General features: G+C 69.1%; 19 protein-coding genes. 11 read left to right on the top strand and 8 right to left on the bottom strand.

Going from position 1 to position 20,382, the window contains the following annotated elements; genetic code table 11:
• Window positions 1-33: 33 nt before the first annotated feature.
• Window positions 34-3,444: an AMP-binding protein gene (locus tag ACZ3I4_RS45935; RefSeq protein ID WP_465388481.1), complete on the top strand. Its 3,411-nt coding sequence runs from the start codon at window positions 34-36 to the stop codon at window positions 3,442-3,444.
• Window positions 3,445-3,533: 89 nt separating this feature from the next.
• Here ACZ3I4_RS45935 and ACZ3I4_RS45930 read toward each other — a convergent pair whose 3' ends face one another.
• From ACZ3I4_RS45930 to ACZ3I4_RS45920, 3 genes are all read right to left on the bottom strand, one after another.
• Window positions 3,534-4,271 carry a DUF72 domain-containing protein gene (locus tag ACZ3I4_RS45930; RefSeq protein WP_465388480.1) on the bottom strand — a complete coding sequence of 246 codons (738 nt, stop codon included), beginning with the start codon at window positions 4,269-4,271 and terminating at the stop codon, window positions 3,534-3,536.
• 103 nt (window positions 4,272-4,374) lie between these two features.
• The gene (locus tag ACZ3I4_RS45925) at window positions 4,375-5,853 is read right to left on the bottom strand and encodes a GGDEF domain-containing protein (protein WP_465388479.1); all 1,479 of its coding nucleotides are present in this window, start codon (window positions 5,851-5,853) and stop codon (window positions 4,375-4,377) included.
• Between the two features lie 192 nt (window positions 5,854-6,045).
• A complete protein-coding gene (locus ACZ3I4_RS45920; RefSeq protein WP_465388478.1) occupies window positions 6,046-6,882 on the bottom strand; it encodes an SDR family oxidoreductase in 837 nt (278 codons plus the stop codon).
• 78 nt (window positions 6,883-6,960) lie between these two features.
• Here ACZ3I4_RS45920 and ACZ3I4_RS45915 point away from each other — a divergent pair, with 78 nt between their 5' ends.
• On the top strand, window positions 6,961-7,755 hold the full coding sequence (locus ACZ3I4_RS45915) for a MerR family transcriptional regulator (RefSeq protein ID WP_465388477.1): 795 nt from the start codon (window positions 6,961-6,963) through the stop codon (window positions 7,753-7,755).
• A gap of 72 nt (window positions 7,756-7,827) precedes the next feature.
• On the opposite strand, the gene ACZ3I4_RS45910 is transcribed toward ACZ3I4_RS45915, so the two are convergent.
• On the bottom strand, window positions 7,828-8,346 hold the full coding sequence (locus tag ACZ3I4_RS45910) for an SRPBCC family protein (protein ID WP_465388476.1): 519 nt from the start codon (window positions 8,344-8,346) through the stop codon (window positions 7,828-7,830).
• A gap of 181 nt (window positions 8,347-8,527) precedes the next feature.
• On the opposite strand from ACZ3I4_RS45910, the gene ACZ3I4_RS45905 reads away from it, so the two are divergent.
• Entirely contained in the window at window positions 8,528-8,956 is a 429-nt protein-coding gene (locus ACZ3I4_RS45905; protein WP_465388475.1) for a nuclear transport factor 2 family protein, read from the top strand.
• A 23-nt stretch (window positions 8,957-8,979) separates the two neighbouring features.
• Here ACZ3I4_RS45905 and ACZ3I4_RS45900 read toward each other — a convergent pair whose 3' ends face one another.
• Window positions 8,980-9,912: an NADP-dependent oxidoreductase gene (locus ACZ3I4_RS45900; RefSeq protein ID WP_465388474.1), complete on the bottom strand. Its 933-nt coding sequence runs from the start codon at window positions 9,910-9,912 to the stop codon at window positions 8,980-8,982.
• 171 nt (window positions 9,913-10,083) lie between these two features.
• Between ACZ3I4_RS45900 and ACZ3I4_RS45895 the strand changes: the two genes are divergently transcribed.
• Window positions 10,084-11,013, top strand: coding sequence for a cupin domain-containing protein (locus ACZ3I4_RS45895; RefSeq protein ID WP_465388473.1), 930 nt, complete (start codon window positions 10,084-10,086; stop codon window positions 11,011-11,013).
• Here ACZ3I4_RS45895 and ACZ3I4_RS45890 read toward each other — a convergent pair.
• Window positions 10,994-11,749 carry a class I SAM-dependent methyltransferase gene (locus tag ACZ3I4_RS45890; protein ID WP_465388472.1) on the bottom strand — a complete coding sequence of 252 codons (756 nt, stop codon included), beginning with the start codon at window positions 11,747-11,749 and terminating at the stop codon, window positions 10,994-10,996. The genes ACZ3I4_RS45895 and ACZ3I4_RS45890 overlap by 20 nt on opposite strands.
• Before the next feature lie 359 nt (window positions 11,750-12,108).
• Between ACZ3I4_RS45890 and ACZ3I4_RS45885 the strand changes: the two genes are divergently transcribed.
• The 7 genes from ACZ3I4_RS45885 to ACZ3I4_RS45855 all read left to right on the top strand — a co-directional run bounded on the left by ACZ3I4_RS45885 (window position 12,109) and on the right by ACZ3I4_RS45855 (window position 18,431).
• On the top strand, window positions 12,109-12,948 hold the full coding sequence (locus ACZ3I4_RS45885; protein ID WP_465388471.1) for a helix-turn-helix transcriptional regulator: 840 nt from the start codon (window positions 12,109-12,111) through the stop codon (window positions 12,946-12,948).
• Window positions 12,949-13,023: 75 nt separating this feature from the next.
• Window positions 13,024-13,776, top strand: a complete 753-nt coding sequence (locus tag ACZ3I4_RS45880; protein ID WP_465388470.1) for an SDR family oxidoreductase — start codon at window positions 13,024-13,026, stop codon at window positions 13,774-13,776.
• A 52-nt stretch (window positions 13,777-13,828) separates the two neighbouring features.
• On the top strand, window positions 13,829-14,932 hold the full coding sequence (locus ACZ3I4_RS45875; RefSeq protein WP_465388469.1) for a PQQ-dependent sugar dehydrogenase: 1,104 nt from the start codon (window positions 13,829-13,831) through the stop codon (window positions 14,930-14,932).
• 14 nt (window positions 14,933-14,946) lie between these two features.
• On the top strand, window positions 14,947-15,831 hold the full coding sequence (locus tag ACZ3I4_RS45870; protein WP_465388468.1) for an SDR family NAD(P)-dependent oxidoreductase: 885 nt from the start codon (window positions 14,947-14,949) through the stop codon (window positions 15,829-15,831).
• 142 nt (window positions 15,832-15,973) lie between these two features.
• A complete protein-coding gene (locus tag ACZ3I4_RS45865; protein WP_465388467.1) occupies window positions 15,974-16,642 on the top strand; it encodes an AAA family ATPase in 669 nt (222 codons plus the stop codon).
• Between the two features lie 380 nt (window positions 16,643-17,022).
• Window positions 17,023-17,931: an alpha/beta fold hydrolase gene (locus ACZ3I4_RS45860; RefSeq protein ID WP_465388466.1), complete on the top strand. Its 909-nt coding sequence runs from the start codon at window positions 17,023-17,025 to the stop codon at window positions 17,929-17,931.
• Between the two features lie 110 nt (window positions 17,932-18,041).
• A complete protein-coding gene (locus ACZ3I4_RS45855; protein WP_465388465.1) occupies window positions 18,042-18,431 on the top strand; it encodes a response regulator transcription factor in 390 nt (129 codons plus the stop codon).
• Here the strand turns inward: ACZ3I4_RS45855 and ACZ3I4_RS45850 are convergent.
• The gene (locus ACZ3I4_RS45850; RefSeq protein WP_465388464.1) at window positions 18,385-19,242 is read right to left on the bottom strand and encodes a helix-turn-helix transcriptional regulator; all 858 of its coding nucleotides are present in this window, start codon (window positions 19,240-19,242) and stop codon (window positions 18,385-18,387) included. The genes ACZ3I4_RS45855 and ACZ3I4_RS45850 overlap by 47 nt on opposite strands.
• Before the next feature lie 52 nt (window positions 19,243-19,294).
• Window positions 19,295-20,356, bottom strand: a complete 1,062-nt coding sequence (locus ACZ3I4_RS45845) for a zinc-dependent alcohol dehydrogenase family protein (RefSeq protein ID WP_465388463.1) — start codon at window positions 20,354-20,356, stop codon at window positions 19,295-19,297.
• Window positions 20,357-20,382: the final 26 nt, after the last annotated feature.

The following is a 20,382-nucleotide window of genomic DNA, read 5'->3' as shown; positions in this document are numbered from 1 at the left end:
GAACGAGTCGCTCCCCATCCATCGGAGTCCCGGATGTCCGCGAGCCTGCTGACCACCATGGCCGACCGCCTTGACGCCGCACCCGGGGCGCCCCTCTACACGTTTCTCGATCGCCACGGCAAGGAGATCGACACGGCCGACCGCCAGGAAATCGTGCGGCGGGCGGCCGGCACCGCCGACTTCCTGCAGGCGGCCGGGGTCGAGCCCGGCGACCGCGTGCTGCTCATCTTCCCGCCCGATGGTCTGGAGTTCGTCGCGAGCTTCTTCGGGTGCATGCTCCTCGGCGCGATCGCGGTCCCGGTGGCCAGCCCCGACCCGCGGCATCTCGATCGGGAGCTGCCCAAGCTCCGGCACATCGCCGAGGACAGTGGCGCACGCGTCGCCCTCACCCATGCGAAGTACCGGGCGCTGGCCACGCTGGCGTCGGTACGCGACGGCGTGGCGAGCCGCTGGCGTGGCCGTGAGACGTCGAGCTGGCCCGAACTCACCTGGCTGTTGTCCAATCGCGTCAGACGCGCCGATCCGGAGGCGGCCGCGGCCCGGCTGACCAGCGCGGCCGCCCGGTCCGGCCCGGACGACGTCGTGTACCTGCAGTACACCTCCGGCTCGACGTCGGCGCCCAGGGGCGTCGTCGTACGGCACCGGAATCTGACTCACAATCTCGAGCTGATCGCGCGCAACACCCGGGTCGACAGCGAGTCGGTGCTCGTCGGCTGGGTGCCGTTGTTCCACGACATGGGGCTGGCCGGCGGGATCCTCAACGCCATGTACACCGGGGCACGCTGCATCGCCTTCTCCTCGATGACCTTCCTGGCCGCCCCGCGTCTCTGGCTCGAGGCGATCGATCGCTACCGCGGCACGCACATCGCCGCGCCGAACTTCGGCTACGACTACGTGTTGCGCGGTCTGCGCGACGGCGACTCGTTCGACCTCTCGTCGGTCCGCTCCACCCTGCAGGGCGGTGAGCCGATGCTCGTCGCCACGATGGACCGCTTCGAAGCCGCGCTCAGCCGGATGGGCTTCAACCCGGCGTCGTTCGTCAACGTGTACGGCATGGCCGAGGCGGTGCTGTTCGTCTGCGGCCGGGCCGGCCGGAAGCCGACGCTTCTCCACGGGGATCGGGCCCTGCTGGATCGCGACGGCGTGATCGTCGCGCCGGCCCCGGGCGCGCCCGCGGTGACGCTCGTGGGCAGCGGCGTGCCGGACGAGGAATGGGGTGTTTCGGTGATCGCCGTCGACCCGGTGACCTGGCGGCCGCGGCCACCGTACGCCGTCGGTGAGCTGTGGATCTCCAGTCCCAGCGTGTCGAGCGGTTACTGGGGACGGACCGAGGAGGAGAACGCGGCCGTCTTCGCCGCGCGCCCGGCGACCGGGAACGACCCGGACGACGGGCGACGTTTCCTGCGTACCGGTGATCTCGGGGTGATCGGCGACGACGGCGAGGTGTTCCTCTGCGGCCGTCTGAAGGACCTCATCATCGTCGGAGGCCGCAACATTCATCCGCAGGATCTGGAAGCGGCGGTCGTGGCGGCCGATCCCATTTTGCGGCCGGGCAACGCGGTCGCCTTCGGGGTGCGGGTCGACGGCGTCGAGCGGGTCGTGGTGGCGGCCGAGCTGCGCAAGAAGGTCCTGCGCAACGGATCGCCGATCCCGCTGGACCGCGCGGCCTCGGCGATCCGGGCCGCGGTGACCTCGCACTGCGGGGTGCAGTGTCACGAGGTCCTGCTGATGAGGCCGGACAGCCTTCCCAAGACGACCAGCGGAAAGCTGCGGCGCACCCAGTCCAAGCACCAGTGGACGGCCGGCTCGCTGCGTTCGTCGGCGATCTCAGGACGACGCCGGCTGACGCGGAAGACGTTGCCGCGGGCGGGCCCGGCCGGCGAGCCGGAGTACGTGCTCCGGCTGCTGCAGACCGAAGTCGCGGAGGTGCTGCACCTGACCGACCCGAACGACGTATCGGTGGATCGGCCACTCGTCGACGTCGGCCTCGACTCGCTCGGGCTGATCGATCTGGCCCAGCGCGTCGAGGACCGGACCGGAGCGCGCATCCCACCGGCGATCTTGGGCAACGACTCCACCCTGCGGGCGATGGCGATCTCGCTGGTACGGCACTTCGAGTCGGCGCCCCCCGAGCTGGGCGAGGCTCCGGAAACCGGTGACGTCCCGTTCAGCGCCGCGCAGCGGCACGCCCTGGAGCTGGGGCAATGGGACGGGTCGACCCGCACGGTCATGCTCGGCGTCCATCGGCGGCTCACCCCGGACCGTCTCCGTCGAGCCGCGTCCCCGCTGGTCGCCCGGCACGAGGCGCTGCGCCTGCGGTTCCGTCGCGACGACGGCCGATTCGCGCAGCGCTACGGTGACATCGAGGGCAGTCTCGCCGTCGAGTCGGTGACGCTGGACCGGCCCGACGCGCTCCCGCCGCTCCTCAGCGAGCAGCATCGCCGACTCAGCGTCGAGCACGGCCCGCTGATGCGTCTGCTTCTGATCGAGACCGGCTCCCGGCAACGCCTGTTCATCGCGGTCAGCCACCTCGTCATGGACAGGGTCACGCTGCGCATCCTGCTGGATGACCTGGACCAGCTCTGCCGGCTGGACGAACAGGGCGACGCCCTGCAACTGGCCCGGACCTCGGCGCGCTTCGAGGTGTTCTCCGGCTGGATGAACGACTTCGCCCGCCGGGACGCGAAGGCGGATCTGATGTTCTGGCGTACTCAGCTCGCAGTGCCGCCACCGGCCACCTACGACCCGCTGGCGCATCCCGGCGTGCAGCCGGAAGACCTGGCCACCGCCCGCCACAGCCTGCCTCCCGAACAGACACGCGCGCTCCGCAACGTACGGAGGAACGGGCCGGGCGCAGGCCGCGCACCGCTCGCCACCGTCCTGCTCACGGCGCTGGTGCGGACGGCTCAGCGCCAGTGGAGCTGCGGGCGTCTCGTGGTCGAGCTCGCCGGTTCGGGGAGACAGACAGCGGTGCACGGCCTCGATCTCTCGCGGACGGTCGGCGATCTGCACTGCACCTTCCCGCTCGCCTTCGAGGACAGCCGGTCCCAGAGCCCGGCCGAGACGCTGACCGCGGTGGGCGAACGGCTGGCCGGCGTCCCGTCCGCGGGTCTGTCCTTCGAAGGTCTCAAGTATCTGAGCGACGACCCGGGCCTGCGACAGAGCATCGGCCAGGCCCCGGCTCCGACGCTACGGTTCAACTTCCAGGGCGAGATGCCGACGCGGAGCCGCAGCGGCCTGTTCTCCCTGAGCGCGGCCGCCATCGGTGACGTGTGGGATCCCGGGGCCGCCGTGCGGCAACCACCGCTCTACGTCGAATGCGCGGTCGTCGGCGGCACGACCCGCATCGTCTGGGAATACTCGCCCCGGCGGCTGTGGTGGACCGGAGCCGAGATCGATCAGTGGATGGCCCGGTTCCGGAACGAGCTGCACAACCTGGTTTGACAGGACACGGGCTTCCCGGTCCGTCAGACGTCCTTGTCGTCGGAAGCAATCGGCGAAGGCCGGATCAGATATTGCCGGTCATTCGAGGCCTACGCCGACCGGGCGGCGCGCACCTCCGGGTGCACCAGCTGATCGAACCGCCAGGCGTCGGTGGCGCGTGGCAGGTTGTTGAACATCACATAGGCGGGGCCGGCCTCGATGATCGCCGCCAGATGGGTCAGCTCATCGTCTGTGTACACGTGGCGGGCGCCGGTGATGCCGTGCAGCCGGTAGTAGGCCATCGGTGTCAGGCTGGGCCGCACGAACGGGTCGGCGGCATGGGTCAGGTCAAGTTCGTCGCACAGATCTCTGACCAGCTCGTCCGGCCAGGGGCCGCGCGGCTCCCACAACAGCCGGACGCCGGCGGGCCGGCGTGCCTTGGAGAGAAACTCGCGCATTCGCTCGACAGCGGGCTCGGTGGGGCCGAAGCTCGCCGGGCACTGCAGCAGGATCGCGGTCGATTCCAGGATCGCGGCGCACTTCAGCGTGGTCTCCCAGGCACGTTCGACGATGGGCGTCCACCGGAATCCGCCGACCTCGGTGCGTTCGACGTCGGTCAGCGGCGTGCGTAGCCGCCGGTACGTGGCACTTCTCGACTCGTGCGTGATCAACTGCCACGCCTTGACGGTGAACTCGAACGCCGGCGGCACGCCGGCGCGCCAGCGCCGCAACGTCGCCTCGCGGGGCGGTTCGTAGAACGTCTGCTGCACCTCCAGCACCCCGAAGCGCTGCGCATAGGAGGACAACGCCATGCCGGCTCCGCACAGGCCCACCTTGATCGACGTCATGGCCGCTGAATACCCGTCCGATCCGGGGGAAATCACGTCGTTCGCCGCGCACTGGACCCGGGACTCATCCGGCCGGGCCTTTACCCGAGCCAAGCGATCGCGTTCATGCCGCGAAAGGCGATGCGACGGTGGGATCGGTGAGGTCATCAGCGGGCCGCCCAACCGCCGTCCAGTCCTTCCCTGGACTATGTGAAGCTGCTGGAACGAGGGCGGATTCGAACCCTTCGGCCCGGGGTGTCTCGGCGCCGCCTCGGGCACTCCGGTGGACTTGCATCACAGGCGTTGCGGACGGCAGATTGCCCAGGGTGGCCCGGCGTTCCCGTTTGATCTGGAACATCGCGCTATCGGCGTGGGACATCAGATCGGCACCGTGCACGCAGCCGGCGCCGTTGGCCACGCCGATGCTGATCCCGACGTGCAGCTCCGCGCCGTCGTTGAGGATGGGCTCCGATGCCGTCCGGCGCAGCCGCTCGGCCAATTCGCCGGCACTGGCGGGGTTTCGGTCCTGGCACAGCACCGCGAATTCGTCGCCACCGAGGCGGGCGGCCAAGTCCTCGTCGCCGATCTCGTTCCGGATCCGTCTGGCCATTTCGACCAGCACGGCGTCACCCGCGGCGTGCCCGTACTCGTCGTTGACCGCCTTGAAGCCGTCGAGGTCGAGGTAGAGCAGGGCCAGGTCTTCGTTCGGGCGGAACTGCCGGGCCAGGCGTTCGTTGAGTACCCGGCGGTTGACCAGACCGGTCAGGCTGTCGTGGTCGGCGAGGTAGGTCAGGCGTTCCTGGGTCCGGCCTTGTTCCTGCACCGCGTGGGTGAAGCGGGCCAGGCAGAAACCGACAGTCACCGCAGTCGCAGTGAGCATCAGCAGCCGCTCCACTACCGGTCCGTTCTCCCGGCCGACTGCCAGGATCGGTCCGGTCAGCATGGCCAGCCCCAGGAATATCAGCCGAGCCGGGTGAATGCGCGGCTTGTCGACCAGCACCGGCTGGAGCAGCTCATCCCGGTCCCGGCGCAGTGCCGAAGCTACGACGAGCGCGTTCGCGATGAGCAACGCGCCGCTGAACCGGTCCCCGTTGGCGCCGGGCAGCACGTCCGAGAGCGCGGTGAGCAGGGTGTCCAGAACGAGGGAAAGCCCATTGCCGGCGATCAGCAGCAGGCTCGGCACGCCGTTGCGGCCGGGCGAGAGCGCGAGGTAGACGACGGCGGCGAACAGAATCAGATCACCGGTCGGGTAGAGCGCTCCCACAATCAACGGCAGTGTCGGGCCGCCGCTGTGCAGTTCCGGCTCGATGAAGAACTGCCAGGCGGCGAGTCCGGCCGCGATGGTCAGGGTCAAGCCGTCCTGCAGTGCCGCGCGGCTCTGCTTGGGTGCGCGCCGGCCCACCATGTCGATGATCGCCGCACCCATCAACGGATAGCCGGCCAGCCAGAAGACATCCTGCAGCCCGACCGTGGGGGAACGGCCGGACAACTGCAGAATCGCCGCCGTCAGGTCGCCGGCCAGCCATGCGGTGACGGCACAGGCGATGAGCGTCCATGGCCGGCGCGGCCCGGAGCGCCGGGCCGCCACCCACGCCGCGACCACGATGCCGGCGAAGCAGCTGAGATAAGCCGCCTGGCCCCAGACCGAGTCCGGGGTCAGCGCGGTGATCGCTGCTCCAGCCATCAAAAGGGTGATGCCGACCGAATTCCGCACTTCCAAGCTGTCGGTCGCTGCGACCCCGAGTTAAGGACTAGCTGATCTGAATGCCGAGCATGCGGGCGAGGATCGCTGGGCTCAGACGGTTGGGACTGTTCCGCCATCGATCACGTACTCGGCGCCCACGATGGCCGAGGCGCGGTCCGAGACCAGGAAGCCGACCAGGTCGGCGATCTCCTCGGTGTTGGCGAACCGTCCCAGGGGTACGCCTCCCAGGGAGTCATAAATGCTCTGCTTGGCTTGTTCGCGGCTGATCCCGTTGCCCTCGGCGATCCGGTCCACGAACCTTTCGTACGCCTCCGTCTCGATCCCGCCGGGGCTGATCGCGTTGACGCGGACGCCGCGCGGGGCGAGCTCGTTGGCGAGCCCCTTGCTGTAGGTGCGCAACGCGGCTTTCGCTGCCGCGTAGGCCAGGGACGCGTCGTACTGAGGAAGTTCACGCTGAATCGAGGTGAAGTGCAGCACGACCGCCGACCCGGACTCGATCATCGCCGGGAGGAGAGCCCGATCGAGCCGCACCGCTCCGAGGAGGTTCAGGTTCAGCTCGATCATCCACTGCTCGTCGGTGATGACCGCGAACCCGCCGGACGGCGTCGAGGCACCTCCGACGACGTGCACCAGGATGTCCAGTGCGCCGCCGGTCTCGGCGATCCGGTCGGCCACCGCCTTCGCGCCCTCGATCGTCGCGGTGTCGGCCTCGATGAACCGGTCGGGGTGCTCGTACCCCTCGGGCATCGTCCGGGCCGTCACGTAGACGTCGGCGCCCATCTCCCGCAGTCTCTCGACGACGGCCTTGCCCGAGCCCTTCGATCCGCCCGTGACCAGTGCACGGCGTCCATCGAGACGATCGCGATCTGAAGTAGTGGCCGCCGTCGCCGCGCGCGGATCGGGCCGGAGGTCGCTGTGGTGTGTCATGACCCCACCGTGTGGCCTCGCCGTACAGCAGGGTCAAGCGCTGGACTCTCCCCCTGGGGGAGCCTCCATACTGCGGGGGTGCTGACGATCGGGGAGTTCTCGCGCCTGACCCGCCTGAGCGTGCGGACCCTGCGGCGATATCACGAGGGCGCCCTGCTGGAGCCCGCCGTAGTGGACGAGTCCTCCGGCTACCGCTACTACGCCGTCGAGCAGATCCCGACCGCCCAGGTCATCCACCGGCTGCGCGAACTCGACGTCCCGTTGGGTGACGTGCAGCGGATCCTGCGGTCCCCGGACCCCGGTGTCCGCGCGACCTTGGTCGCCGACCACCTCCAACGCCTGGAGGCCGAGCTCGACCGCACCCGGGCCGCGGTCGCGTCGCTGCGCCGCCTGCTCCGGCCCGACCCCGCGCCGATCGAGGTGGAGCTCCGCGCCGAGCCCGCCTGCACGGTCGCGGCGGTGGCCGCCGTGGTCGACGAGGGCGAGGTCGACGCCTGGTTCGCGGGCGCCATGGCCGAGTTGGAGGTGGCTGTCGGCGACGCGGTGACCGGTCCCCCGGGTGGCACCTACGACAACTCCCTGTTCGAGCAGGGCCGCGGTCACGTGCTGGTCTACCTGCCGACGGCCGCTCCGCCTCGTACCGGGCGGGTGCACCCCGCGACCCTGCCCGCCGCGGAACTGGCAGTGGCCACCCACGTCGGCGAGCACGACGGCGTCGAGGTCACCTACGGCGAGCTCGGGACCTGGGTGGTGAAGAACGCGATGTCGGTGGCGGGACCCGTACGGGAGGTCTATCTCGTCGGGCCTCGGGACGTAAGCGATCCGGCGGCGTGGCGCACCGAGATCGGGTGGCCGGTGTTCCGAGTGACCTGAGTGGGCCGGCGGACAGGCTGGTCAGGTCCGTACGGCCGACAGCAGTTGAATCGTGGTGGGTCTTGTGAGCCTTCAGGCCACCGGCGTTTTTGCGGCCGCTTCGCTCCACTGGACCATCCGGTCGAGTGCGACGACCATGTAGCGGCGCCAGAGCGGGGCGAACGGGCCGGCGACGATCCAGCGCCGTCCCGGTAGCGGCTTGAACTCATAGGTCCATCGGATCAGCGTGCCGTCGCCGTCCGGGTTGAAGTTCCATTCCCCCCGTACGCCGGCGGCCAGCCGGGAGAGGACGTTGGTGAACCCGGTCAGCTGGTACGCGAAACTCATGCCGTCGACGCACTCGGTCAGCTGCTCGTCCGCCTGCGGTCCGTCCTCGAACTGCGGGTTGCGGGTAGGGCCGGCGTGGTCCCACGACTCGGCCTGATTGGCGACCGACCTGACTCCGGGGAAAGGCCAGACGCCGTTGAACACGGTCGGCAGGTCGATGGGCATGATCAGGCGGAAGGCGTCGGCCGGGGCCAGTGAGCTGCGCTGCTGGATGGTGATCGGGACGGTGTTGTCGGCGGCGCTGATGAGCAGGTTGATCGTCATGCCACTAGCGTGCGGCAGGACCGGAGACGGTGGCAGGCACAAACGATCCCTGGATACCGGGGCTGGTTGGCCGGCCGGTCCATCCGGGGATCAGTTAGGCCTGGATCGCGTCGGCGGGCCCGGACCAGACTCGGTCTCACCGATCGACGAAGGGACATTCGGTCCCGGACATGGAGCTGTCATGAGCAACAGTCAACTCGCGCCTCTCGACCTGGCCAAGACGTTCTTCGAGGCGCTGGAGAAGCAGGACATCTCGTTGATTGAAGGCCACCTGGCCGACGACGTCGTGGAAATCATTCCGTTCTCGAACACCGGCACGCCCGACCCGTTTTACGTGTTCACCGGCAAAGCGGAGGTACTCACCTACCTCAACACCATCGTGACAAGATTCTCGCGCGTGGTCCTCAACAACAAGCGGTATGCGGTCGACGCCGAGGCCGGCACGGTGTTCGTCCAGGCCGAGGGAGACCTCGTGCAGGCCGGCACCGACACCAAGTACCAGAACGTCTATGTCTTCAAATTCGAGATCCGCGACGGCCGCATCGTCCACATCGACGAATACGCCAACCCGGTCACCTACTCCCTGTTCGCCGGACTCCCCCTCGGCTGACTCCGGAAGCTGACCGGCAGAGCTCACGGGACCAGCACAATGCGTCCGCGGAGACCGCCGGCGGCGAGCCTCTCCTGCGCCTCGGCCACCTGGTCGAGCGGGTACGTGTGGGCCACGCGCAGCGAGATCACACCCGACGCCGCGTAGGCGGCCAGCTTGGCCAACCGGTCCGGATCGGTGTGCCAGGCCATGTTCGTCATCGTCACCTCGCGGCGCTGCATCGGCGCGGTGTTGAGCAGCGAGACGAAGGCGCCGCCGTGGGTAACGGCGTCGGCGGCCCCGGCCGCGAGGTTCGCCGCGTCGATCGCGCCGCCGACGCCGCCCGGCACCAGCCGGCGTACTGTGGGAACGAGGTCCTCGTCGCGGGTGACGAAGACCTCGGCACCCGCCTCGCGCAGCAGCAACTCGTCCTCGGCCTTCGCCTGAGCGACAACACGCAGGCCGCGCACCTTGGCGAGTTCGACGGCGTACAGCCCTACGCCTCCCGCGGCTCCGGTGACGAGCAGCCACTGGCCCCGATGCAGGCCCAGCGTGTCGAGGGCCTGATCGGCGGTTGTCGCGTTCAGCCCCAGGGTGGCGAGCTGAACAAGGTCGACGCCTGCAGGGGCGACCGCCAGCTCCCATGCCTCGAGAACGACATACTCCGCCTGGGTGCTCAGCGAACGATCCAACCGCTCCTGGGTACCGACGACGGCGTCACCTACGCGGAACTTGGTGACTCCGTTACCCACGGCGGCGACCGTGCCGGCGACGTCGGCACCGAGCCCGAACTGCTCGCGGGCGGCGGTCGCACCGTATTCGACGTTGATCCCGGTCCGGACAATGATGTCAGCGTTGTTGACGGAGGCGCCGGCCACCTTGACCAGCACCTCACCCGGACCGGGGACGGGGACCGGGACGTCGATCACCTCGAGAACCTCAGGCCCGCCGAACTTCCTGACCACTGCTGCACGCATTTTGTACCTTCCTGACCAAGGCTCGCTGCTCACACCCGCACTCGAGGCGTGTGTCAACAGTCTTCGATCAGAGGCCGGCGAGATAGGTACAGACTTACCTGGTTCTGTCAGGGCCAGTCACCGCTTAACCGCACGTACGCCGCCCGCATCGGCCGGCGGTAGCGTTACCGTATGGACGTTCTCGGCGAGGCACTGGCGAACGTCCGGATCGGGCGCGCGGAGGCGTGCTTGTTGCGGGCGTCGGGATCGTGGGGATGGCGGCATCCGGCTTTCGGCGGCAGCGGATTCCACCTGGTCCTGAACGGCGACGCCTGGCTCATCACCGCGGACGGACCACCCCGGCAGCTCGCACCCGGAGACGTCGTTCTCACGCCGTCGGGCGGCGAGCACGGCTTGAGCCACGCACCGTCCGCGCTACGGAGCCTGCCCCTGGCCGTCGCGAAGGAGGATCTGCCGGAGCCGGCCCGGCCCGATGTCGAGATCCTCTGCGGCGCGTACTGGCTGGATCACAGTCCGGTGCCGCACTACCTGCAGAGATTGCCGGACGTGATCGCGGTCTCCCCCGACCACGACCGCAACCCGCACCTGCGTCCGCTGCTGGATCTGGTGCGAGCAAACCTCGCCGACACCGGACCGGGCACCGGAGTCACCCGGCCGGCCCTGCTCGACCTGGTACTGACCCACCTGCTCAAACAATGGCTTGCGGACAACCGCGGGGCGGAGCTGGCGGAGACCACCGATCCGGCCATCGCCGAGGTGCTCGACCGGATCCACGCAGCCCCGCACCACCCATGGACCGTGCCCGACCTCAGCGCCATAGCCGGGCTGTCGAAAACGGCCTTCGTCAACCGCTTCACCGCCGTGGCCGGCCGGCCGCCGAAGCGGTACCTCACCGAGTGGCGGCTGTCCTTCGCCGCCCGCCTGCTGCGCGACACCGACGCCCCGCTCGCGGCGATCGCGCGCCGGGTCGGTTATGCCACCGAGTTCGCGCTGAGTCACGCCTTCCGTCGCCAGTACGGAGTTCCTCCGGGCCGCTTCCGCGTGGCCGGCGATCCGGACAACCCGCCGGATGCGGTGCTCCTCAGCGCCGGGCGGTCATGACGCGCGCGGTTGCCGGCAGGCGATACCCGCCGGACGCGGTCCGGTGCTCGGCCATCGTGTCCGCCATCACCTGGCGTGCCGCGGCGCGCTGGTGCTCGTCGAGCGAGGCGAACAAAGGCTTGAGCGGGCCGAAGCCCGTGTCGAACTCCCACCACGCCTCGAAGTCCGGATACTCCGTGTCCCACTCGAACCATGCGGCCTCGATGTCCCGGAAGCCCGCGTCCGTGAGGTAACCCTCGAACGCGCCGGGCCGCGCCGACTCGCTGAAGATGACGTCCATGTCCGGGACCGCGCCCTCGGGAAGGACTCGGCGCAGCACCGCGAGCCCGATCCGCGTGTAGGGGCTGCCGGCCAGGTCACTCCAGGTGCCGATGCTCAGCGATCCGCCCGGCCGCAGAACCCGGGCGGCCTCCCCCGCTGCCACGTCGAACGGAGCCGTTCCGGGCAGGAACATTCCCATCCGGGAGATCACCGCGTCGACGCTGCCGTCTGCGAAGTCGAGCCCGGCCATCGACATGGCCCGGAAATCGACGAGTAAGTTCTGCTCGGCCCCAGAGTCCCGCCCGGCGTCCAGCACCGTGGGGTCGATGTCGATCGCGGTGATCCGCAGATCGGGACGGCGGCGGGCCAGCGCGAGGCTCAGCTCGCCGGTGCCGCAGGCCAGCTGGACGACATGAGCCCCCTTCGGCAGACCGTCCAACGGAAAGAGCAGCCGATCGGCCAATCCAGTCAGCATCCTCATGACGTTGACGGAAGCGTCGTTCTCCGCAGAAACCATTAACAAAACTCCCAAGAAATGCACGAGCCAATCGGTACGACGTGTCCATACAACTGGCGACAGACCACAGGAGCCATGCTCCGGCGACCGGCGTCCATACGATTACGCCCACGAGTGGGCGAAAGGAAGATGCTCACGTCGCTTCTCGACCCGACCGGCGCCTCGCCCCTGTCCTGAGACCGCCCATGCTGTACGCCGCCACGATGATCCGGATCCAGGCGGTAGCCACGGTATGGGAACCCTAGGCTAAACGTGGCCTTCATATCCCGGTTCCTTCCGGCGATGCTGGATTCACACCGGCAAGAGGGGAGGTCGACATGGATGACAAAGCGCTCGGCGAGTTCCTTCGCCACCGGCGGGAGCGTTTACGGCCCGAGGACGTCGGTCTGCCCGCTGGTGGCCGGCGCCGCACGCCCGGGCTGCGCCGGGAAGAAGTGGCGAGTCTGGCGGCGCTGTCGCCGGACTACTATTCCCGGCTCGAGCAGGGCCGGGTACGCACCCCGTCGCCGGCGGCGCTGGCCAGTCTCGCCCGGGCCATCCGGCTCACCGGCGACGAGCAGGACTACCTGTTCCGCCTGGCCGGGCAGCAGCCGCCGGAGCCGCGCTCACCCCTGGCGCACGTCGACCCGGCGATGATGTACCTGCTGGATGTGCTCGAGCGCACCCCGGCCCAGGTGACCGACGATCTGCTGACGGTCGTCGCCCAGAACCGCGCCGCGGAGAACCTGCTGGGCGTCTGGACCGGGTTGCCCGGCTATCAGTCCAACGTCACGTGGCGCTGGTTCGCCGACCCGGCCTCACGCGACAGCAACGATCCGGCCGAGCACGAGCGCATCGGCCAGGCCTATGCGGCCGACCTGCGGGCCGGTGTCGCTCAGCGCCCGGCGGGTGACCGGTTCGCTCAGGGGCTGGTGGCCGACCTGCTCGAGCGCAGCGCCGAGTTCGGTGAGCTGTGGTCGCAGCAGCAGGTGGCGGCGCTCACCTCGGCACCCAAACTCATCCGGCACCCCGCGGTCGGCCAACTCGACCTGCAATGCGACGTCGTGCTGAGCCCGGCCACCGGTCATCGCCTCATCATCTTCAGGCCACGCCCCGGTTCCAACGCTCAGGAACAGATCGCGTTCCTCGACGTACTCGGGAATCAGAAGTTCGCCTGACCGCCACTTTTCCTTTCACCACCGCAGAAACGCGGGCACCTCCGCGTGCCCAAAATCGCCAACCGAAGGAATCCCATGAACATCACCGGAAACACTGTCTTCATCCCCGGCGCGACCTCCGGCATCGGCCTCGGCCTCGCCCTGCGGCTGCAGGCCAAGGGCAACACCGTCATCGTCGGCGGCCGGCGCACCGAACTACTGCGGCAGATCGCCGCGGAGCACCCCGGCCTCGGCACGGTCACCGTCGACACCACCGACCCGGCGTCGATCGCTGCCGCCCGCGACGAGCTCGCCACCCGCTACCCGGCGCTGGACACCCTGATCACCATGGCCGGCATCATGGAGCCCGAGGACCTGCGCGACCCGGCGTCGCTGGACGTCGCCGAACGCACCGTCGAGGTCAACCTGCTCGGCCCGATCCGGCTGATCCACGCGTTTCTGCCCGGCTTGCTCGCCCAGCCGTCCGCGACCGTCATGACCGTCAGCTCGGGCCTGGCCTACGTGCCGCTGCCGGCTACGCCGACCTACAACGCCACCAAGGCCGCGATCCACTCGTTCACCGAAAGCCTGCGGGTCCAGTTGCACAAGAGCGACGTGCAGGTGATCGAGCTGGTCCCGCCGGCGACCCGGACCACGCTGATGAACCAGCAGAACTCCGAGGTGGCGATGCCTCTGGAGGACTTCCTCGACGAGGTGATGAGCCTGCTCGAGGCCGACCCGAAGGCCGAGCAGATCCTGGTCGAGCGGGTCAAGTGGCAGCGCAACGCCGTGGCCGAGGACCGCTACGCCGACGTCCTGGGCGTGCTCAGCGGCCGCTACCGCTCCTGACCACCGGCGGCCGACGGGCCACACCCGAACGCCTCTGACCCGAAAGGCCACCATGCGACATTCGCCCCGCCGACCGCTGCTCGGCGCGAGCCTCGCCGCGGCGCTGAGCCTGACCGCCTGCTCGTCGGAGTCCTCGGCGGAGGACCCGGCCACCCAGGTCGTCCCGGGCGCCACGGCCACCCTCGGCAATCCTGCCGAGATCACCACCGGCCTGAGCGTCCCGTGGGGTCTGACCTTCCTGCCCGACGGTTCCGCGCTGGTTTCCGAGCGTGACTCGGCCCTGATCAAACGAGTACCGGCCGGTGGCGGCCCCGCACAGACCGTCGGCAAGGTTCCCGGCGTCGTCCCGAAGGCCGAGGGCGGTCTGATGGGCATCGTCGCCTCACCCAGCTTCGCCACCGACCGCACCCTCTACGCTTCGGTCACCGGCGCGGACGAGAACTCGATCGTCGCGCTGCACATCGCCGAGGACTACCGGTCGCTGCGCCGGGAACGGGTGCTGCTCGACGGCCTCCAGACCGCCGAACGTCACCACGGTGGCCGCCTCGCGATCGGCCCGGACGGCATGCTGTGGATCGGCACCGGAGACGCGTTCGAACCGTCGAACGCCGCCGACGACACCTCCCTCAACGGCAAAATCTTGCGCATCCGTACGGACGGCACCGTCCCCGACGGCAACAGTCCGATCTACTCCTCCGGACATCGCAACGTCCAAGGCATCGCCTTCGGCCCGGACGGCACCGCGTACGCCTCCGAACTGGGCCATCGCACCTGGGACGAGGTCAACGTGCTGCGACCCGGAGCGGACTACGGCTGGCCCGAGACCGAAGGCGTCGAAGGCAGCACCGGAACGGCGCCGATCTGGACCGTGCACCCGGATGACGCCTCCCCGTCGGGCATGGCCCACGCCGGCGGCTCCCTCTGGATCGGCGCCCTCGGCGGCCAACGACTGTGGCAACTGCCCGTCGACAACGGCCGTGCCACCGGTGGGGCGGTCGAGCACTACCGCGGCAGGTACGGCCGCATCCGCACCGTTGAAGTCGCCCCCGATGGCGCGCTGTGGCTGATCACCTCCAACACCGACGCCTCCACCTGGGGCGGCGTCGACCCGAAACCCGGCGACGACCGCATCCTGCGCGTCGAAGTCACCCAGTAGAACAGGACTCCCCGATGTCCGTCATCCTCATCACCGGCGCCTCCACCGGCATCGGCAACCTCACCGCCCGACGACTGGCCGACGCGGGTCACACCGTCTATGCCAGCATGCGCGACCCCGGCGGCCGCAACACCGGACCGGCCGCCCAGATGCGCGCATACGCCCGCGACACCGGCACCAACCTGCACGTCATCGCCCTCGACGTCACCTCACAGGCGTCCGCCGACGCCGCCGTGCAAACCGTGATGGACCGGCACGACGGACTCGATGTCGTGATCAACAACGCCGGTCACCTGTATGTGGGCTACGTCGAAGCCTTTACCGACGACGACATCACCCACCTCATCGACGTCAACGCCGTGGGCGCCCACCGGGTCAACCGCGCCGTACTGCCCCACTTCCGTCAGCGCCGGGCCGGGGTACTCATGTACGTCGGCAGCACCATCCCGGTGACCACGCCACCGTTCATGGGCCCGTACGTGGCGTCCAAGGCCGCGATGGACGCCCTCGCCGTGGTCACCGCCTACGAGGCCAACGCGTTCGGCATCGAGACGGTGATCGTCATGCCCGGCGCTATCACTGACGGCACCGACCACTTCCCGAACGCCAGCAGCGCCGGCGACACGCGGGTGGCAGCCGCCTACCGCGCCCTCGACCCCATGGTCGCGGACACCGAACGCGCCACCAACGCGCTGTTCACCCCACCGCTGAAAGGCGCGGCCGGCGTAGCCGAGGAGATCGTCCGCGTGCTCGACCTGCCCTTCGGCGAAAAGCCGTTCCGTACCGTCATTGATGACGCTCACGCCGGGGTCGAACAGGTCAACGCCGCCGCATATCGGGCCCGCGCGGAGTTCGTCCGCCGCATGGGCTTCGCCGCACTGCTGACCCCGTCCCGCTGACGTTGTTCCCCTGCCCCGGATCCCGGCCGGACTCTGCTGGAGCCCGTCTTCGAGGTGGCCCTGTCAGGGCCAGGCCAGCCGGACCCGGAGGTGCTTTCCTGTTCAGGAAAGGACGAAGGAGCGCGGTTGCCGAGCACTGGAGGTGCGTTTGCCCGATCACGAAGAGGGCGGCGGTCTGGTCAGCGACGTCGACTCATATTTGCGGCGGCTGGCCGCCGTGGTCGAGTCCGCCACCACTGCATCGGGTGCGGTCGGCATCGCGCCCGCCCTGGCCGAAGCGCAACGCGTCGCCGCATGGGGCCTGCGGTCGGCGGTGCGCCTGGGACGTGAGCGGGGTCTGAGCTGGCGGCAGCTCGCTGAGTTGCTCGACATCCCGGCCTCGACACTGCACCGCCAGTATCTCAGCGGCGCAGCCATCCTGACGGCCTCGGACTCCCCACCGGAACCGTTCGACCCGCCATCGGCCGCGGGTCAGCCTCCGGCGCCTTTCGACCTGTTCGTCGGCCGCGAACGCGAGCTCACCGACCTGGAGGTCCTGCTGCGCCGGAACCGGCTGCTCAGCGTCGTGGGCCCGGTCGGCGTGGGCAAGACGAGATTGGCCGCCGAGCTGGCTCAGCGGGTCAAGCCGTCCTTCCCCGGCGGTGTCACCTGGGTGGAATTGGCGTCGGTCAGCAAGCCGTGGCATGTCGCGTCCGCGGTCGGCGCCGCGGACCGCTACGCCGACGCCGGAGCGGCCCTGCTGGTGCTCGACAACTGCGAGCACCTTCTCCACGGCGTGGCCGACGTCGTCTCGCCACTGCTGTGGTTCTGAGCGCGAGTGAGGGGGTCCCGTTTGGTCGCGTGTTTTGGTCCCGCTTCACGTGCACCGGTTTCTGTGTGCGCGTCTTTAGGACCCACCCTGGCCAGCGTGCTCAACGGGAGGGTACTGGCGTGAGGGCAACCGGGACGTCGGGCCGTTCAGCAACAGCAAGGCTTTGCTCTTGAGCTGGTCGACGATCTTCCAGCAGTGGTGCAACTGTCGAACGTCGTGCTGGCCGTAGTGGGCTTGTGCTGGGTAGATGTCGTTGATCGGCCATGGTCGCGCGGGGCCCGCAGGCGCTCTCAGCCTCTCTCTATTATCTCATGAGCTTGATCTTCGGCTACAGCTGGTAGCGGGTCGTCGCTGATCCGGTAACCGCTACGGTGCCCGGCATGCTTACTGGTGACGAGAAGTTTGTTGGTTCTGGGCGGGTGCGGCTGTGGACGCAGCGTTTCGGCCGGCCTGCTGACCCCACTGTTCTGCTGGTCATGGGCACGTCTACTCAGGGCATCGGCTGGCCCAATGAGTTGGTGGAGGCGCTGGTGACCAGCGGTAGGCAGGTGATCCGGTTCGATCACCGCGACACGGGCCGTTCCGATTGCGTCGATTTCGCCGCGTATCCGTATGCGCTCGCCGACATGGCAGCCGACACGGTCGCCGTTCTGAACGGTTACGACGTGACCACCGCGCATCTCGTGGGGATATCCCTGGGCGGGGCGATCGGGCAGTGGCTTGCCGTGCACCAGGCAGCTCGGGTACAGGCGCTGACCTTGATGGCGTCGTCTCCGATGGGCAACAATCCCGGACCGGCGTGGGCACGAGCCATGGCGGGAAAGCCGGTTTTGGCCGGCGAGCTCCCGCCCCCGAATGCACGGTTCCTCGACCACGTGATGGCCTCGGCGAAGGCACCCCGGACGACGCCGGCGAAGCGCATGGAAGCCGACGTGCAGACCTGGCGAGTGCTCAACGGCGATGTCTTGCACTTCGATGAGCCCGCCGCACGGCGGTTCGTCGAGCAGTGTTACGCCCGGGCCAACAATATTGCTGCTGCCTCGAATCACGATCTCGCCGGGCGGCGATGGGACGACGACCGGCGGGCCTCCTTGTCCGCCGTCACCGCGCCGACCTTGGTCCTGCACGGCAGTGATGACCCGCTGTTCCCCCCGGCTCACGGCGAAGCGCTCGCGGCGCAGATCCCGGCGGCGCAGTTGGAGATCGTGCCTGGCATGGGCCACCATCCGTTTTTCTCGCCCGGACTCACCGAGCGGATCGCCGACGCGATCATCCGCCACACGAACTGACCTCGAGCCGGCCGGGCCCAGGTCGTCGCCGAGCACAAGCGGCAGCCGGCACGGCGCAACAGGCCATCGGCCCCGCAGCGGCCAGAACCGCGTCAGCCGAAGGCTCGTCGATGACCGTCACGCAGCTCATCGCACTGGCCCTCAACGGCGACACCCTGCTCGGCAACGACCCGACCGGTGTTCTGACCCGCCGGGAGCTTGCCGTCGCCCGGCTCGTCGCCGGCGGCCTCACGAACGGTCAGATCGCGAAGGAGCTCCACCTCAGCCCCCGCACAGTGGCCAGCCACCTCGCGAACATCCGCACCAAACTGGGAGTCCAGAACCGGGTCGAAGTCGCCTTGTGGGCCACCCGAACCAGCCCATCCCGCGCCGCAAGCCCGGCTGATCCGAGCACAGTCCAGGTCTGGGTAAATCGCACACAAGCGTCCCCGCTTGAGGAGACTGTGCCGGCCGTCAATGTGCTGCGGCCGGACCCTGCTGGGCCTGCGCAACCCAGCTGAGGAGCATTTGCAGCGCGTCCGCCGTTGCTGTGCTGGGACGCGGGAGATACACCAGCAGCGAGCGATCGGGCCGGGCCGGCACGGTGAGCACCTGGTAGTCGAATTCCAGCGGGCCGGCGACATGATGGTTCAGATGGACGACGCCGATCCGCTTCTCCAGTACGTCGCCTCTGGCCCAGAGCTGGCGGAACTCGTTGCTGCGGATGGCGAGCTCGCCGATGAGCGACGTCAGCCGCGCGTCGTCCGGCCATCGACCGGCCAGAAGCTGGAGGTGTGCGACGATTTCGGCGGCTGCGGCTTGCCAGTCCCCGTAGCGCGTCTTGGCGTCCGGGGTGAGAAACAGCTGCCGGGCCGAGTTGGGCGGTTGAGCCATGCCCGAGACCTCGAACACCGCCTCGGCGGCCGCATTGGCCGCCAGGATGTCCATGCGGGTGTCCACGAGCAATGCCGGCACGTCGACCATCGTGTCCAGGAGCCTGGCCAACGGCTCGTCCGTGGCAGTCACCGATCGTCGAGCGTGAGGCGACGAGGTCGCATCCGACGGCCGGACGAGGTTACGCAGGTGCTCGGTCTCCACGTCCGACAACGAGAGCGCACGCGCGACCGCGCAGAGCACCTGGTCGGAGACGCCTGCTGTGCGGCCCTGCTCGAGCCGCACGTAGTAGTCGGGACTGACTCCCGCCAGCAGGGCTACCTCTTCTCGCCGGAGCCCGGGCACGCGGCGGCGCGTGCCACCGACCGGCAACCCGACCTGATCAGGTGTGATCCGGTCGCGACGCGTACGCAGGAACGCCCCGATGTTGGTCTCCACACGCCAACATTAGGCGCGGCTGCGAGGGTGAAGGTGGCCCTGCTGGAACCAGTTAACTGGAGGCCGCTCGCGCCGATTCCATCTCGATGACGACCTTTCCGAAGGACTCCTTGGCGGAATGCCGTACGTAGGCAGCCGGCGCGTCGAAGAAGTCCACCACCTCATCGATCACCGGACGCACGCGCAACCGGTCAACGGTGGCCACCAGGTCGTCCTGGGCGGCGGAACTGCCCACCGCGACACCGCGGATGCTCGCGGCTTTGACCATCAACCCGAGCAGGTCCGGAGAAGTGCCGGCAAAGTCGAACAGGCCCACGTACGCGACATCACCGCCGAACGCGACAGCGGCGATGGACTGATCCATCGAGCGGCCACCGGCCGAGTTCACCACGATCCGCGCACCACCAGTGGCCGCGAAGACGTGCTCGCCCCAGGACTCCACCTCGGTGTAGTCGACAACACCGGCGATCCCCAGCGCGGCCAGCCGGTCCTGCTTGCTCGGGTCGCTGGTCGTCGCCCACACCTGAGCGCCGGCGGCCCGGGCGAGCTGGGCGGCGAACAGGGACACACCACCAGTGCCGAGAACCAGCACCGTGTCGTCGGCTCCGAGCGGCCGGACGCTGTATGGCCGATTCCCTCGCAGCGCCGTCCACGCCGTCAGACCCGCGCACGGCAGAGTCGCCGCCTCCGTCAAGCTCAAGCTGCCCGGAGCGGCGGTGACGCGGTCCGCCTGCAGGATCGCGTACTCCGCGAGCATGCCGTTCTCGTCACCTGAGCCCAGGCCGAGCCCCATGTCGGCGCCCGGCGCCCCGTCCGCCCATCCCCTGAGGTAGACACTGATGACCCGGTCGCCCGTCTTCCAGGACTCGACGCCTGCTCCAACCGCGTCGACGACCCCCGCGCCGTCGCTGAGCGGAACCAGCTCGGGTGCCGCAGCCACGCCGTATTGCCCGTCGAGGACAAGGAGATCCCGGTAGTTGATCGCTGCCGCATGAACCTTGACGCGGACCTCTCCCGGGCCGGGCTGCGGGATGGGTACCACCTGCAGCGTCAGCTCCTGTCCCCCGCCCGCCGTCGGCGTGAGCGCCCACCTGTTCATCGTGTCGGACTGCATCCGGGCACTCTCCCGTTCCGTGTGGT

This window comes from Actinoplanes sp. NPDC021490 (assembly GCF_055562135.1).
The sequence above is the reverse complement of the archived record's forward strand: the minus strand, read 5'-3'. Positions and strand labels throughout refer to the sequence as shown.

Coding starts and splice junctions, on each gene's coding strand:
- ACZ3I4_RS45875 (WP_465388469.1), top strand. CDS start 13,829: ATGCGACATTCGCCCCGCCGACCGCTGCTCGGCGCGAGCCTCGCCGCG.
- ACZ3I4_RS45890 (WP_465388472.1), bottom strand. CDS start 11,749: ATGCTGACTGGATTGGCCGATCGGCTGCTCTTTCCGTTGGACGGTCTG.
- ACZ3I4_RS45845 (WP_465388463.1), bottom strand. CDS start 20,356: ATGCAGTCCGACACGATGAACAGGTGGGCGCTCACGCCGACGGCGGGC.
- ACZ3I4_RS45905 (WP_465388475.1), top strand. CDS start 8,528: ATGAGCAACAGTCAACTCGCGCCTCTCGACCTGGCCAAGACGTTCTTC.
- ACZ3I4_RS45935 (WP_465388481.1), top strand. CDS start 34: ATGTCCGCGAGCCTGCTGACCACCATGGCCGACCGCCTTGACGCCGCA.
- ACZ3I4_RS45910 (WP_465388476.1), bottom strand. CDS start 8,346: ATGACGATCAACCTGCTCATCAGCGCCGCCGACAACACCGTCCCGATC.
- ACZ3I4_RS45880 (WP_465388470.1), top strand. CDS start 13,024: ATGAACATCACCGGAAACACTGTCTTCATCCCCGGCGCGACCTCCGGC.
- ACZ3I4_RS45885 (WP_465388471.1), top strand. CDS start 12,109: ATGGATGACAAAGCGCTCGGCGAGTTCCTTCGCCACCGGCGGGAGCGT.
- ACZ3I4_RS45895 (WP_465388473.1), top strand. CDS start 10,084: ATGGACGTTCTCGGCGAGGCACTGGCGAACGTCCGGATCGGGCGCGCG.
- ACZ3I4_RS45900 (WP_465388474.1), bottom strand. CDS start 9,912: ATGCGTGCAGCAGTGGTCAGGAAGTTCGGCGGGCCTGAGGTTCTCGAG.
- ACZ3I4_RS45920 (WP_465388478.1), bottom strand. CDS start 6,882: ATGACACACCACAGCGACCTCCGGCCCGATCCGCGCGCGGCGACGGCG.
- ACZ3I4_RS45930 (WP_465388480.1), bottom strand. CDS start 4,271: ATGACGTCGATCAAGGTGGGCCTGTGCGGAGCCGGCATGGCGTTGTCC.
- ACZ3I4_RS45855 (WP_465388465.1), top strand. CDS start 18,042: ATGACCGTCACGCAGCTCATCGCACTGGCCCTCAACGGCGACACCCTG.
- ACZ3I4_RS45870 (WP_465388468.1), top strand. CDS start 14,947: ATGTCCGTCATCCTCATCACCGGCGCCTCCACCGGCATCGGCAACCTC.
- ACZ3I4_RS45860 (WP_465388466.1), top strand. CDS start 17,023: ATGCTTACTGGTGACGAGAAGTTTGTTGGTTCTGGGCGGGTGCGGCTG.